Origin of the sequence: Sphingobium vermicomposti (assembly GCF_011762025.1) — a bacterium.
Taxonomy (GTDB): domain Bacteria; phylum Pseudomonadota; class Alphaproteobacteria; order Sphingomonadales; family Sphingomonadaceae; genus Sphingobium; species Sphingobium vermicomposti.
Genome location: NZ_JAASQR010000003.1, coordinates 333851 through 347337, shown reverse-complemented (window position 1 = coordinate 347337; position 13487 = coordinate 333851). Strand labels below are relative to the sequence as shown.

Here is a 13487-nt window from a genome sequence, read left to right as displayed (position 1 = left end):
CTAGGCGTCCGCCGCATCCGGCTTTCGCCTGCGGGCAAGCGTGGCTATAGGGGTGCCATGGTCGCGGCCCTGATCCCGTCCGCTCTGATAATGAGCGCCATCGTCGCTGCCCGCTACCTGCTGACCAGCGGCGGTTTCGCGTGGGCGACCCACAGGCTTCGTCCGGGCCTCTATCATGGGCTTGGGCAGCAGATCGGTCGGGAAATCGGCTGGTCGCTGGCCGCCGCGCTGATTTATGGCGTACCTGCGGGCGTTGTCGCGTGGGGATGGCAGGCGCACGGGTGGACGCGCATCTATAGCGATGTCCATGCCTGGTCGCTCTGGTATCTGCCGATTTCGGTGCTGCTATACCTGGCCGCGCATGACAGCTGGTTCTACTGGACGCATCGCTGGATGCACAGGCCCGGTCCGTTCCGCATCCTGCACGCCGTCCACCACGCCAGCCGCCCGCCCACGGCCTGGGCGGCGATGAGCTTTCACCCGTGGGAGGCGCTGACCGGCGCTATCGTCATCCCGCTGCTGGTGTTCGTCATCCCCATCCATGTCGCGGCGCTGGGCGTGGTGCTGACGATCATGACTGTCATGGGCGTGTCCAATCATATGGGGTGGGAAATGTTTCCGCGCTTCATCGTGCATGGGCCGCTGGGCAAATGGCTGATTACCGCCAGCCATCACCAGCGGCACCATGACCTGTATAAATGCAATTACGGCCTTTATTTCCGTTTCTGGGACCGGCTTTGCGGCACCGACCGGGGATTGGGCAGCTTTAAGGGGGAGACGGCGTGAAGCCTGTTCTGTGTGCCTTCATCGGCGTCATGCTGGCGGGATCAGCCCCGGCGGATCAACCGCAACCGCTCAGCATCAGCGTGCAGGGCCTGCGGTCCACCAAGGGGCAGATTTTGGTCTGCATCACGCGGCAGGCGCGCTATTTCCCCGATTGCAGCAAGGACCCCGACCGGCGGCACCTGACCATCGCGGCGACGGACCATGCGATGCCGCTGGGCGACTTGCCCCCCGGCGATTATGGCCTGGCGATCATCCATGATGAAAACGCCAATGGAAAGCTGGACACGTTCGTCGGCATTCCGCGCGAGGGCGTTGGATTTTCCCGCAATCCGCCGATCCGTTTTGGCCCGCCGAGCTTTCGGTCCGCTACATTCTCCGTCGCGGGGGGCGCGGTGCGGCAGTATGTGAAGGTGAAATATTTCCTTTGATCACGGTCGTCTGGAACCCGTGATGGGATCGAAACATTTCATGCTTCAATATTTCTTCAGGGAAACAGGGGAATCCATGAACTATCGTCACCTTTATACCGTCGGCGCGTGCCTGGCGGCGATCGCGGCAGCAAATCCCGCGTTCGCGCAGGAGGACAGCAATTCGCTGACCGTGGGGCTGGGTGCTGCGGTGATTCCCAGCTATGAAGGGTCTGACGATTATCGGGTCATTCCGGTCCCCCAGCTGCGGGGCAAGGTCAGCGACTTCGCCTTTTGGACGCGCGGGCCGGGGCTTTATTTCGATGCGATCCCCAATAGAGACCCGAATGAACTGGATTTTCAGTTGGGGCCTGTGGTTACCGTCCGCTTTGATCGGTCCAGCCTGAAGAATATCAAGGATGACGCCGTCCGCGATTTGGGCAAGCGGGATGTGGCCGTGGAAGTCGGCGGCTTTGTCGGCATCGGCAAGACGGGGGTCATCACCAGCGCATATGACAATCTGTCGGCGCGCGTCGCCGTGACCAAGGATGTGGCGGGCGCGCATGGCAGCATGGTTGTCACGCCCGCGATCGAATATTTCACGCCGCTGTCGACCCGCAGCTTTGTGGGCATGGGCGTGTCCGCCGATTATGTCGGCAAGGGCTATGGCCGCTATTATTATGACATCGACACGGCGGAATCGCTTGCTTCGGGCCTTCCTGCCTATTCGGGGGCCGGGGACAAGGCGGGGTTCAAGCGGGTGGGCGTGAACCTGACCGGCGGTGTGTCCTTGTCGGGCGACCTGCGCAAGGGCTGGGCGCTGTTCGCGCTGGCTGGCTATTCGCGGATGCTGGGCGATTATGCCGACTCGCCGGTGGTCAGCATTGCGGGGTCGCGCAGCCAGTGGGCGGGCGCGGTGGGCGTTGGCTACACCTTCTAATATGCTCTCTTGTTCCGGTAGGGTGACGCCCCCCATATTGCGCTGTATGGACGCGGCACCCAACCGCATGGCAGGAGAATGAAACGTGGCGACCCTTGGAATGAGCGACACCGATAAGGCAGCGGTGGAGGCGTTCCGCCGCGATGTGGTGGACCCGTCGCGCACGCAGCTGGTGATCGTGGATTTCTGGGCCGAATGGTGCGGCCCGTGCAAGCAGTTGACCCCGATCATCGAAAAGGTGTGCGCCGATTATGCGGCCAAGGGCGTCAAGCTGGTCAAGGTCAATGTCGATGAAAACAAGTTCATCGCCGCCCAGTTTCGCGTGCAGTCGATCCCGACGGTCTATGCCGTGTTCCAGGGCCAGCCGGTCGCCGACCTGAGCCAGGCGCGCACCGAAGGGCAGTTGAAGCAATATCTGGATCAACTGTTGTCCCAGCTTCCGGTCGCTTCGGAAGAGAAGGACCAACTTGAAGAAATCGCGCCGCTGATCGCCATGGGTGAAGAGCTGTTGACCGGTGGCGAGCATGAGCGCGCGCTTTCGGTGTTCGATCAGATCGCGCAGATGCTTCCCGACAATGCCGAAGTCGCGTCGGGTCAGGCGCGGGCGCTGGTCGGGCTGGCGCGGCTGGACGATGCGGAAGCGGTGCTGGCGGCGCTGCCTGACGATATTGCCAAGGACCATGCGATCGACCGTGCGCGGGCGGCCATTGCTCTGGCACGCGATGCGCGCCCGGTTGCCGACCTGTCCGGGGTCGAGGCGCGGGTCGCCGCCAATCCCGACGATCATGAAGCGCGGTTCGAACTGGCTGGCGGATTGATGGCCAATGGCGAGCGGGATCGTGCGGCTGAAGAATTGCTGGAGATGATCCGCCGCGATCGTGAATGGAATGACGGCGCGGCGCGTGCGCAGTTGCTGACGCTGTTCGAAGCGACGGGGCTGGAAGATCCCTGGGTCGCGGCGCAGCGACGGAAGCTGTCGCAAATCCTGTTTGCCTGACGGTCCGTCCGGTGAATCGCGCCCGCGTCTCTATCTTTCCACTGTCGGGGGCGTTGCTGCTGCCCGGCATGGACCTGCCGCTCCATATCTTTGAGCCGCGCTATCGCGCGCTGATTCACGATGCGATGGCGCGGGACCGCCGCATCGGCATGATCCAGCCGCGCGCGGAAGGGGAAAAGGCACCGTTGTTCGACATGGGTTGCCTGGGCCATATCAGTCATATCGAGGCGTTGGAGGATGGTCGTTTCAACATCATCCTGAACGGGCTTGCCCGTTTCCGCGTGATCCGCGAACTGGATGTGTCCACTGCCTTTCGCCAGATAGAGGCGGATGTGGAGCAGGCCCCTGAGGATGAGGTGCTGGCCGCTGTCGAACGCGCGTCGGTCGAGCTGGAGGCGCGGCGCTTCGCCGAAGCGCTGGGCTATGTGGTGGATTGGACCGCTGTGTCGCGGCTGGACGACATGTCGCTGATCAACGGTATTGCCCAGGTCGTGCCGTTCGACCCGGCGGCCAAGCAGACGTTGCTGGAGGCGGACAGTCTGCGCGAACGGGCGGAACGTATCGTCCAGTTGATGCAGATCGTCGGGCGTATCGAGCGCAATGGCGGCGGCACGATGCAATGACCGGCGGCATCGATCCCACGCTGCTGGCGAAGCTGGTCTGCCCCGTCACGCGGACGCCGCTGCGGTGGGATGCGGGGCGGTCGGAGCTGGTTTCGGATGCGGCGGGCCTTGCCTTTCCGGTGCGGGATGGCGTGCCTGTGCTGGTGCTGCGGGAGGCGCGGGCGGTATAGTGGGGTGAGTGTTAACTCGAAATCACCTTTCCTCCGTTTGGGCTGCTTCAATGGGCCTGCCTCGTCGTGAAGAAGTGGAGCCCTTCGACAGGCTCAGGGCGAACGGGGGGAGGGGATCGCGATTTAACGCTTGTTGGTCAGTGTGTTTTAATGCTGAACCAAAACGCCGATGCTGTCAGGATTCCAGCGCTGCCCGAATGAGGTCGCGCCCTTGCTGGCTGTTCCAATCCAGCGCGCCGACGACGCGCACCATTTCCTTGCCTTGCCGGTCGTAAAGCACGCTGGTGGGCAACATGCCGGTGGCGTAGTGGAAGCCGAACTGGTTTTCCGGGTCGATCCAGCCCTTGAGATGGGGCAATTTATGCTTGGCGAAAAAGGGTTTGACCACGGTTTCGCCCTGGCTGTCCTGCGATATGGTCAGGACCGCCAGCCCTTGTTTCCCATGCGCCTTGGCGACTGCGTCCAGCGTCGGCATTTCCGCGACGCAGGGCGCGCACCATGTCGCCCACAGGTTCACCAGGACGGGCTTGCCAGCGAAATCCTGCAGGGTCATGTCCTTGCCGTCGGAGCCGGTGAAGGGAAAGTCCGGGGCGGCGCTTCCGGCCTTTGAACGGTCGAGCGTATAGCTGAACGCGCCATCCGTGCTCTGCGAAGCGCCGGTGGCCTCTCCGCTTGTCGGCGGGACCTGTGCGCTGCTATTGGCTTGATCTTGCCCCGACGGCGGTGATTGCCTATCGCACGCGCCGAGGCCAGCCAGCAGGAGCAGTGTCATTACGCAGGGCAAAGTCGATCGGGACGGGGAAGTTCGCACGGGGGACAGCTCCAACAGCATGTGGGGCGGACGCTTCGCAGCGGGCCCGGCTTCGGTCATGCGCGAGATAAATGCCTCTATCCCCTTCGACAAGCGATTGTGGAAACAGGATATCGCCGGGTCGAAGGCGCATGTCGCGATGCTGGCGAAACAGGGCATTGTTTCCGCCGAAGACGCGCAGGCGATCAGCCAGGGTCTCGACACGGTCGCCGCTGAATATGAAGCGAACGGCGTGCCGGTGAATCTGGACCTGGAAGACATTCACATGGTCACGGAATCGCGGCTTGCCGAATTGATCGGGCCAGTGGCGGGGCGGCTGCACACGGCGCGGTCGCGCAACGATCAGGTGGCGACCGATTTCCGCCTGTGGGTGCGTGACGCCATTGACGAAGTGGAGGCAGGGCTGGACGCGCTGCAGCAGGCGCTGCTGGCGCGGGCGGAAGAGCATGCCGACGCGGTCATGCCCGGTTTCACCCATCTCCAGTCCGCGCAGCCGGTGACGCTGGGCCATCACCTGATGGCCTATCATGCGATGGTCCGGCGCGACCGCAGCCGTTTTGCCGATGCGCGCGAGCGATTGAACGAATGCCCGCTGGGCGCGGCGGCGCTGGCCGGGACGGGCTTTCCGATCGATCGCCATGCGACGGCGGCGGCGCTGGGCTTTGCCAAGCCGACCGACAATAGCCTGGACAGCGTGTCGGACCGCGACTTCGCGCTGGATTATCTGATGGCGGCGACGCAGCTGTCGCTGCATTTGTCACGGCTGGCCGAAGAATTCATCATCTGGGCGAGCCAGCCCTTCGGCTTCATCAAGCTGCCTGACGCTTATTCCACCGGTAGCTCGATCATGCCGCAGAAGCGCAATCCTGACGCGGCCGAGCTGGTGCGTGGTCATGCGGGGCGGATCATGGGGTGCATGAACGCGCTGTGCGTCACGATGAAGGGCCTGCCGCTCGCTTATTCGAAGGATATGCAGGACGACAAGCCGCCGGTGTTCGAGGCGCATGACCTATTGGGCCTGTCCATCGCGGCGATGACGGGGATGATCGAGACGGTGACGTTCCGCACTGACCGCATGCGCGCGCTGGCGGAGAGTGGCTTTGCCACCGCGACCGACCTTGCCGACTGGCTGGTGCGCGAAGCCAATGTGCCTTTCCGTGAAGCGCATCACATCACCGGGCGTGCGGTGGCGGCGGCGGAAAGCGCGGGCACGCCGCTCGCCGACCTGCCGATCGAGACGTTGAAGGCCATTGACGCGCGCATCGATGATCGCATCTATGCGGTGTTGACGGTCGATGCGTCGGTTGCCAGCCGCAAAAGCCATGGCGGCACCGCGCCCGATCAGGTGCGCGCGCGGATTGCGCAGGCGCGGAAGGAGAAGGCATGAGGATCGACATCAGTCGCAAAGCCGCCTTCGCCATGCTGACGCTGGCCCTTGCGGCATGTGGCGGTCGCCAGCCGCTCAAACCCATTGAAGGGCAGAATATGCCCGCCGTTCCGGTGGGTGCCACTGCCGCGCCGACCGCGCAGCAGTTGATGACGCCATCCATTCAGGCGCGCCCGGAACGGAGCGTCGACCTGCTGACCAGTTCGCGCGTTCGGGAGGATGATGAATTTGACCTGCCGCCCGAAAGCCAGCCCTGACCAGACCCGCTAGGACAAAAGAGCCTTGGACCATTTCGACTATGTAAACGGCGCCATGCATGTGGAGCAGGTGCCGATGGCCGCCATTGCCGACGCCGTTGGCACGCCCGTCTATATCTATTCCACCGCCACGCTGACCCGCCATGTCGGCGTGTTCCGCGATGCGCTGTCGCGGCTGGCCGACCCGCTGATCGCTTTCGCGGTGAAGGCGAACCCCAATGGCGCGGTGCTGGCGACGCTGGCGAAGCTGGGGCTGGGCGCGGACGTGGTGTCGGGCGGCGAGTTGATGCGCGCCATCGCCGCAGGCATTCCGGCAAACCGCATCGTTTTTTCAGGCGTCGGCAAGACGGCGGAAGAAATGCGGCTGGCGCTGGAGCATGGCATTTTCCAGTTCAATCTGGAAAGCGAGCCGGAAGCGGAAATGCTGTCCGATGTCGCGCTGTCCATGGGCCGGAAGGCTCCGGTCGCCTACCGCATCAATCCCGATGTGGATGCGGGAACCCATGCCAAGATTTCGACCGGTAAGTCGGAGAACAAGTTTGGCATCCCCTATGACCGCGCTCTGGTCAGCTATGCCGCCGCGCGCGACCTGCCGGGGCTGGACGTGCAGGGCGTTGCCGTCCACATCGGTAGCCAGCTGACCGACCTTACCCCGCTGGAGGCGGCCTTCGTCAAGGTCGGGGCGCTGATCGAACAGTTGCGGGGTGACGGGCATGATATCCGCACCGCTGACCTGGGTGGTGGCCTGGGCGTTCCCTATGATCCGTCGCTACCCATCCCGCCGCTTCCCGCCGCATATGGCGAAATGGTGACGCGCGTGACCGATGGCTGGAACGTCCGGCTGATGTTTGAACCGGGCCGCGTCATTGTCGGCAATGCGGGTGCGCTGCTGTCCCGCGTGGTGCGGGTGAAGCAGGGCGCGCAGGCCCCGTTCGTGATCGTGGACGCGGCAATGAACGACCTGATGCGTCCGAGCCTCTACGACGCCTGGCACGATATTCGCGCGATCCATCCGGTGGGCCAACGCGCAACCGCCAATGTGGTGGGGCCGGTATGCGAAACGGGCGATACATTTGCGATGCATCGCGACATGGACGTGGTGCAGGCGGGCGATCTGGTCGCCTTCATGACTGCCGGCGCTTATGGCGCGACGATGGCGGGGACCTATAATAGCCGCCCGCTTACGCCCGAAGTGCTGGTGTCGGACGATAAATGGGCGGTGGTGCGCGCGCGCCCGCCAATCGAGGCGCTGATCGAAGGCGACAGCATCCCCGATTGGGTGCGCGGCTGATGCAGAGCCTGCCCGTCTTCCTGGTGTTGACGGGCCGCCCCGTCATCCTGACCGGGCAGGGCGATGCGGCAGAAGCCAAGCGCCGCCTGCTGGAACGCGCGGGCGCGCGGATCGTGGGTGAAGAGGATCAGGCCGCGATTGCCATCGTCGCGGACGGGGATGAGGCGACGGTCGCCCGGCTTCGCGCGCGCGGCGTGCTGGTGAATGCGACCGACCGGCCTGACCTGTGCGATTTTACCCTGCCTGCGATAGTGGATCGTGCGCCAGTGCTGATCGCCATCGGCACGGGTGGTGCGTCGGCTGGGCTGGCCAAGGCGCTGCGCCAGCGGATCGAGGCGCTGTTGCCGCAGAAGCTGGGCGCGCTCGCCACTGCGCTGCATGATGCGCGGGCGGCGATACGCGCGCGCTGGCCGGATGCCGCCGCCCGCCGCCGCGCCATCGATGCGGGGCTTTCGCAGGGGGGGATGATCGATCCCTTCGTTGACGATGCCGCCGATGCCGTGCCGGACTGGCTGAGCGGGCAGGGCGATGTTGCTGCGTCCCGCTTTGTGCCCGTGCGCCTTTTGTCGAGTGATCCCGACGACCTCAGCCTGCGCGTGGCCCGGCTGTTGGGGGAGGCTGACCGGGTTTATCATATGCCGGACGTGCCCCCTGCGATCCTTGACCGCGCGCGCGCCGATGCGGTTCGCATTCCTGCCGCCGCTGCGCCTGCGGACCCCGGCGAAGGTCTGTCGCTGTGGCTGGAAATGCCGCGATGAGCCGCGTCTTCATCAGCGATGGGGCGCAGGCGCGGGAAATCTCGCTCGACGCATTTTGCGCGCGGACCGAAGATGCGCCGTTCAGCTGGGTTCATGTCGATGGCTGGCAAGAGGATGCGCGCGCCGTCGCGTCGCGGTGCGACCATATGCCGGAGGCCGCGCTGTCCGCACTGCTCGCGCAGGAAACCCGGCCACGCTGCACGCTGATGGGGGAAGGGGCGCTGATCAACCTGCGCGGGCTGGGCGTGCAGGATGACCCGACGGGCGACGCGCTGGTGTCGATCCGCCTGTGGGCCGAACAGGCGCGCGTCATTTCGGTGAGCTACCGTCCGCTGGCCGCGATGGAGCCGGTGATTGCCCGGATGCTGGCGGGGGCGATCCATGATCCCGGCGACCTGATCGCCGAGCTGTCCCGGCACATCACCGAAGCGCTGGACCCCGAAATCGCCGACCTTGGCGACAGTCTGGACGAGATTGAAAGCGGCATGGGCGAAAGCAGCGCGGCGGAAGCCCGCCGCCAGGTGTCGGAAATAAGGGCGACGGCGATCAGTTATCGCCGTTTCATCGCGCCGCAGCGTCAGGCGCTGGAACGGCTGTCAGCGGCCGATGCGACCTGGTTGCAGCCCGATGACCGGCTTCACCTGCAGGAAGCGGCGGATCGCTGCGCCCGCATGGCGGAAGAACTGGAGGCGGTGCGCGAACGGTCGGCGCTCGCGCATGAAGAATTGACGGACCTGCGCGCTGAACGGTTGAACCGGCAGGCGCTGATCATATCGGTGGTGGCGCTGGTATTCCTGCCGCTGACATTCCTGACTGGCCTGCTGGGCATGAATGTCGATGGCATTCCCTATGCGCATGAGCCATGGGCGTTTTTGGGCGTGGTGGCTGTGTGCGCCATCATGGCCGTGGCGATTGGCGGCTGGTTTTTCGCCACCCACTGGTTGCGGCGCTGACGCCAGCCTGCGGGGCGGGCATATAAGGCTTCAGTTGCGAGTGGTGTTCAACCGCGCGATTTCATCGTGCAGCGCCTGGATGGACGATACCAGCAGCGCGCGGTCGGCCTGCATTTCCTTGAGCGCGTCGCGGGTCTCCCCCAGTTCGACCGCGCGCCGGGCGATCCGGGCGTCCAGTTCCGCATTGTGCCGCGCCAACGCGCCCAGTTCTTCGGCGCGTTCGCACAGATGGCGCAGCCGCGCGTCCAGCACGTCGAAGTCGAACGGCTTGGCCACATGGTCGTCGGCACCCGCATTCAGAGCATCGACAATGGAGGCGCTGTCCTGCGTTCCGGTGATCATCACGAAACAGGCATTGTCCGCGACGCCAGCGGCCCGGATCTTCTTCATGGTGGCGATGGCGGACAGTTTTTTCAGCCCCATGTCGATCAGGACGATGTCTACGGTCCGACCGACCAGCCGGTTGAGCGCGTTGAAGCCATCTTCGGCGAGCACGACGTCATAATGAAGGTGTGCCAGCCGCCGGGCGATGACGGCGCGCGCCGTTGCATCTTCGTCCACCAGCAGCAGGCTGCGGCGGCGAGGTAGCCTTGCGGCGGCCTGGACGCCTCGTTCATCCCGTTCATCCCGGAGCCGGGACCTCGACCTGAAAAACTGCATGCGCTCAATCTCCCCATCTTGCGCATAGAAGTGCAGTCGCCAAAAAATGGTTAATGCGTGCCTGTTTCGGGCGCATAGGCGCGCAGGAAACAATCGACCGCAAAGGCTACGTCGGATTCCATTTGCGCGGCGGTCGGCTGGTCCATCTGCCCCCACAATATCTTTTGATGGCATCCCGACAGCGTCAGCGTGATCAGCGTGAGCGCCGCCCGTTCGGGATCGGCCTGCCGCAATTGCCCCCGCTCCATCGCGCCCAAAAGAAATTTGGCCAGCAGCGCGCGGGTTTGCCGAGGTGCAATTTCAAAGAAGATCGCGCCCATGTCCGAACGGCCCGCTTCGGTGATCGCCAGACGGACCAGCGCAATCGATTCGGGCAAGGTCACCTGCCGCAGCAGGTCGCTGGCGAAGCAGCGCAGGGTCGGTTCCAGTTCGCCATGTTCGTCCAATATCCGGGCCAGCCGTGCGTGATAGGCCGCCGTGGCGCGGCGCAGCACCGCGGAGAATAATTCTTCCTTGTTTGGGAAGTAGTTCCACAGCGTCCCCTTGGACCCGCCGAGGGTCGCGGCGATGGCGGACATGGTCGTCGCGGCATAGCCATGTTCCAGGAAATATTGCTGCGCGACTTCCAATATGGCGTCGCGCCGGTCGCGCCTGCGGGCATCGCGGCGGCTAAGGGCAGGGGGGGCGATCACTTCCGACATTAATCGTACCATAGAGTATGCTATTTCGGTTGACTAGATTGAGAATCGAGCGCAAGTGCGATTTTCATACTGTCTGGTACGGTTGATATTCGTGAGTCGTCCTTTTCTTCTTGTCCGCGCGGGTCGGGTTCTTGTTCCCGCGCTTTTGCTTTCCGCTTGCGTCGCCACGCCGGACCTTGGCCGCGAGCCGACGCTGCGGTCGGTCGACAGCATCGCCGCGAGCGAAAGCCTGGGCCGGGAAGCGGCCTCTGCCTGGCCTGTCGAAGGTTGGTGGACGGCTTATGGCGACCCGCAGCTGAACCAGTTGATGGAAGAGGGGCTTCGCGCCTCCCCCGACATGGCCGCCGCCGCCGCCCGGTTCCGCCAGGCGACCGCCGCTGCGCGGGAAGCTGGCGCGGCGTTGCTGCCATCTGCCGATCTGGAGGCCGGCGCTTCCGCGACCCGGCAAAGCTATAATATGGGCATGCCCAAGGATTTCGTGCCGCAGGGCTGGCTGGGCACCGGCCGGATTGCGCTGGATGCGGCGTTCGACCTTGACCTGTGGGGCAAGAATCGCGCGACCCTGGCCGCTGCGACGTCGGAGGCGGAGGCAGCGCGGATCGACGCGCGGCAGGCGCAACTGGCGCTGACGACCGCGATTGCCGATGCCTATGCCGAACTGGCGCGCCTGTACGACCAGCATGACATTCAGCAGCGGACGCTGGACATTCGCTCCGCCAGCCAGAAGCTGGTGGCGCAGCGGCAGCGCAACGGCCTGGAAACGCGCGGCAATGTCCGGCAGGCCGATGCCACGGTCGCGTCCGCGCGCGCGCAACTGGCGGCACTCGATCAATCCATTGCGATGCGGCAGCATCAGATTGCGGCGTTGATCGGCGCGGGGCCCGACCGTGGCCTGTCGATCCAGCGACCGCGCCTGGAAAATCTGGCCGCGCCGGGGCTGCCCGCCGATGTCACCACCAATCTGGTCGCCCGCCGCCCGGACATTGCCGCCGCGCTTGCCAGGGCGGAAGCGGCGGCAAAGCGCATCAAGGTCGCGCGCGCCGATTTCTATCCCGCCATTCGATTGAGCGCCCTGATCGGCATCCAGTCGCTGGGCTATAATACGAACTTCTTCGCTCCCACCACTTCTGGTCCGCGCCCCTTCACCGACACGTTGTTCAGCAAGGATTCGCTGTTCGGGTCCGTCGGTCCCGCGATCAGCCTGCCGATTTTCCACGGCGGGGCGATCAGGGCGCGCTATCGCGGCGCGCGCGGGGCTTATGACGAAGCGGTCGCCATATATGACAAGACCGTGCTGGGTGCCTATCAGGAGGTTGCCGACGCGGTCACTGGCCGGCGCAATATGGAGCGCCGCCTGGCCGCAGCGCGCGAGGCGCTTGCCGCGTCGGAAGAGGCCTATGCCATTGCCCGGAAACGCTATGATGGCGGTCTGTTCACCTTTCTCGACGTGTTGAACGTCGAAGACCAGATGCTGGCCACGCGTCAGTCTTTGGCGGAGCTGGAGGCCAGCGCCTTCACGCTCGACATCGCTCTCATCCGCGCGCTAGGTGGCGGCTTCACGCCCCGCGACGCCTTGTCCAAGGATATGCCCCATGGCTGACGCAACGCCAGAATTCACGTCCGACGCCGATACGGCGGAACGGGCGGCGAAGATGGGGCAGCGCAAGACTTGGCTGATTCGCCTGGGTGTCGCGGTCATCGTTTTGGGCCTCATCTACCTGCTGTGGTATCAGCTGATCGGGCGCAACCATGTCAGCACCGACAATGCCTATGTGAATGCCGAAGTCGCGCAGGTGACGCCGCTGATTTCGGCGCAGGCCACGCAGGTGCTGGTGTCCGACACGCAGGCGGTCAAGCGTGGCGACATATTGGTACGGCTCGACCCCACCAATGCGCGGATCGCGCTGGCGCAGGCGGAGGCCGATCTGGCAGAAGCGCGCCGCCGTTTCCGCCAGACATCGGCGACCAATAGCGCGCTCGCCGCGCAGGTCGAAGCGCGCGGCGCCGATATCGCGCAGGCGCAGGCACAATTGGCGACCGCGCAGGCGGATTTGGAAAAGGCGCGCGTCGACCTGCAACGCCGTGAAGCGCTGGCCCCCGAAGGCGCTGTTTCCGGCGATGAAGTGACGATCGCGCGCAAGGCGTTCGCTGCCGCTCGTGCGGGGCTGGCGCAGGCCCGCGCCGCAGTGGCGATGGCGCAGGCCACGCGCGGCGCGGCGCAGGGTGACCTGGCCGCCAATGATGCGCTGGTTCAGGGTTTGACCGCAGAAAGCGATCCTGCCGTGCTGGCCGCCAAGGCGAAGGTTGAAAGCGCCCGGCTCGATATCGGGCGCAGCGTCATCCGCGCGCCGATCGATGGGGTGGTCACGCGACGGCAGGTCCAGGTCGGCCAGCGGGTGGCGCAGGGCACGCCGATCATGACCATAGTTCCGCTGAACCAGGTCTATGTCGACGCCAATTTCAAGGAACGGCAGCTGCGCGAGGTAAAGATCGGCATGCCCGCCGAGGTGACGTCCGACCTGTATGGCGGGGACGTGGTCTATCATGGCAAGGTCGTCGGATTTTCGGGCGGAACCGGGTCTTCAATGGCGCTGATCCCGGCGCAGAACGCGACCGGCAACTGGATCAAGGTGGTCCAGCGCCTGCCGGTGCGCATTGCCCTGGACCCCAAGGAACTGGCCGCGCACCCGTTGCGGGTCGGGCTGTCGATGGAAGCCGACATCTACCTGTCCGGCCGGTGAGGGGC

General features: G+C 64.8%; 16 protein-coding genes. 13 read left to right on the top strand and 3 right to left on the bottom strand.

Translation table 11 applies throughout. The features are described 5' to 3' along the window. The first annotated feature begins 57 nt into the window (after positions 1–57). The 6 genes from FHS54_RS11385 (at position 58) to FHS54_RS11360 (ending at position 3923) form a co-directional block, all read left to right on the top strand. Entirely contained in the window at positions 58–786 is a 729-nt protein-coding gene (locus FHS54_RS11385) for a sterol desaturase family protein (protein WP_167303928.1), read from the top strand. Positions 787–815: 29 nt separating this feature from the next. After that, the gene (locus FHS54_RS11380; RefSeq protein ID WP_167304427.1) at positions 816–1214 is read left to right on the top strand and encodes a DUF2141 domain-containing protein; all 399 of its coding nucleotides are present in this window, start codon (positions 816–818) and stop codon (positions 1212–1214) included. A gap of 76 nt (positions 1215–1290) precedes the next feature. Continuing rightward, positions 1291–2133, top strand: coding sequence for a MipA/OmpV family protein (locus FHS54_RS11375; RefSeq protein WP_167303927.1), 843 nt, complete (start codon positions 1291–1293; stop codon positions 2131–2133). 100 nt (positions 2134–2233) lie between these two features. After that, a complete protein-coding gene (locus FHS54_RS11370) occupies positions 2234–3130 on the top strand; it encodes a tetratricopeptide repeat protein (protein WP_167303926.1) in 897 nt (298 codons plus the stop codon). Between the two features lie 11 nt (positions 3131–3141). Beyond that, a complete protein-coding gene (locus FHS54_RS11365; RefSeq protein ID WP_167303925.1) occupies positions 3142–3753 on the top strand; it encodes an LON peptidase substrate-binding domain-containing protein in 612 nt (203 codons plus the stop codon). Next, on the top strand, positions 3750–3923 hold the full coding sequence (locus FHS54_RS11360) for a Trm112 family protein (RefSeq protein WP_167303924.1): 174 nt from the start codon (positions 3750–3752) through the stop codon (positions 3921–3923). The genes FHS54_RS11365 and FHS54_RS11360 overlap by 4 nt, the downstream gene beginning before the upstream one ends. Before the next feature lie 175 nt (positions 3924–4098). Here FHS54_RS11360 and FHS54_RS11355 read toward each other — a convergent pair whose 3' ends face one another. Beyond that, a complete protein-coding gene (locus FHS54_RS11355) occupies positions 4099–4695 on the bottom strand; it encodes a TlpA family protein disulfide reductase (RefSeq protein WP_167303923.1) in 597 nt (198 codons plus the stop codon). 58 nt (positions 4696–4753) lie between these two features. Here FHS54_RS11355 and argH point away from each other — a divergent pair, with 58 nt between their 5' ends. From argH to FHS54_RS11330, 5 genes are read left to right on the top strand one after another with little or no spacing between them, the layout of a single operon-like run. Further along, positions 4754–6121, top strand: a complete 1368-nt coding sequence (gene argH, locus FHS54_RS11350; RefSeq protein WP_167303922.1) for an argininosuccinate lyase — start codon at positions 4754–4756, stop codon at positions 6119–6121. After that, entirely contained in the window at positions 6118–6378 is a 261-nt protein-coding gene (locus FHS54_RS11345; protein WP_167303921.1) for a hypothetical protein, read from the top strand. Before argH ends, FHS54_RS11345 begins: the two co-directional genes overlap by 4 nt. Positions 6379–6403: 25 nt before the next feature. Continuing rightward, complete coding sequence (gene lysA / locus FHS54_RS11340) at positions 6404–7669, top strand: diaminopimelate decarboxylase (RefSeq protein WP_167303920.1); 1266 nt, start codon at positions 6404–6406, stop codon at positions 7667–7669. Continuing rightward, complete coding sequence (locus tag FHS54_RS11335; RefSeq protein WP_167303919.1) at positions 7669–8427, top strand: precorrin-2 dehydrogenase/sirohydrochlorin ferrochelatase family protein; 759 nt, start codon at positions 7669–7671, stop codon at positions 8425–8427. The genes lysA and FHS54_RS11335 overlap by 1 nt, the downstream gene beginning before the upstream one ends. Beyond that, the gene (locus FHS54_RS11330; protein ID WP_167303918.1) at positions 8424–9380 is read left to right on the top strand and encodes a zinc transporter ZntB; all 957 of its coding nucleotides are present in this window, start codon (positions 8424–8426) and stop codon (positions 9378–9380) included. Before FHS54_RS11335 ends, FHS54_RS11330 begins: the two co-directional genes overlap by 4 nt. Positions 9381–9410: 30 nt before the next feature. On the opposite strand, the gene FHS54_RS11325 is transcribed toward FHS54_RS11330, so the two are convergent. Both FHS54_RS11325 and FHS54_RS11320 read right to left on the bottom strand, forming a co-directional pair. Continuing rightward, positions 9411–10040, bottom strand: a complete 630-nt coding sequence (locus FHS54_RS11325) for a response regulator transcription factor (RefSeq protein ID WP_167303917.1) — start codon at positions 10038–10040, stop codon at positions 9411–9413. A 50-nt stretch (positions 10041–10090) separates the two neighbouring features. Continuing rightward, positions 10091–10741, bottom strand: a complete 651-nt coding sequence (locus tag FHS54_RS11320) for a TetR/AcrR family transcriptional regulator (protein ID WP_167303916.1) — start codon at positions 10739–10741, stop codon at positions 10091–10093. Between the two features lie 85 nt (positions 10742–10826). Here FHS54_RS11320 and FHS54_RS11315 point away from each other — a divergent pair, with 85 nt between their 5' ends. Beyond that, the gene (locus FHS54_RS11315) at positions 10827–12341 is read left to right on the top strand and encodes an efflux transporter outer membrane subunit (protein WP_167304425.1); all 1515 of its coding nucleotides are present in this window, start codon (positions 10827–10829) and stop codon (positions 12339–12341) included. Next, positions 12334–13482: an HlyD family secretion protein gene (locus FHS54_RS11310; RefSeq protein ID WP_167303915.1), complete on the top strand. Its 1149-nt coding sequence runs from the start codon at positions 12334–12336 to the stop codon at positions 13480–13482. The genes FHS54_RS11315 and FHS54_RS11310 overlap by 8 nt, the downstream gene beginning before the upstream one ends. Positions 13483–13487: the final 5 nt, after the last annotated feature.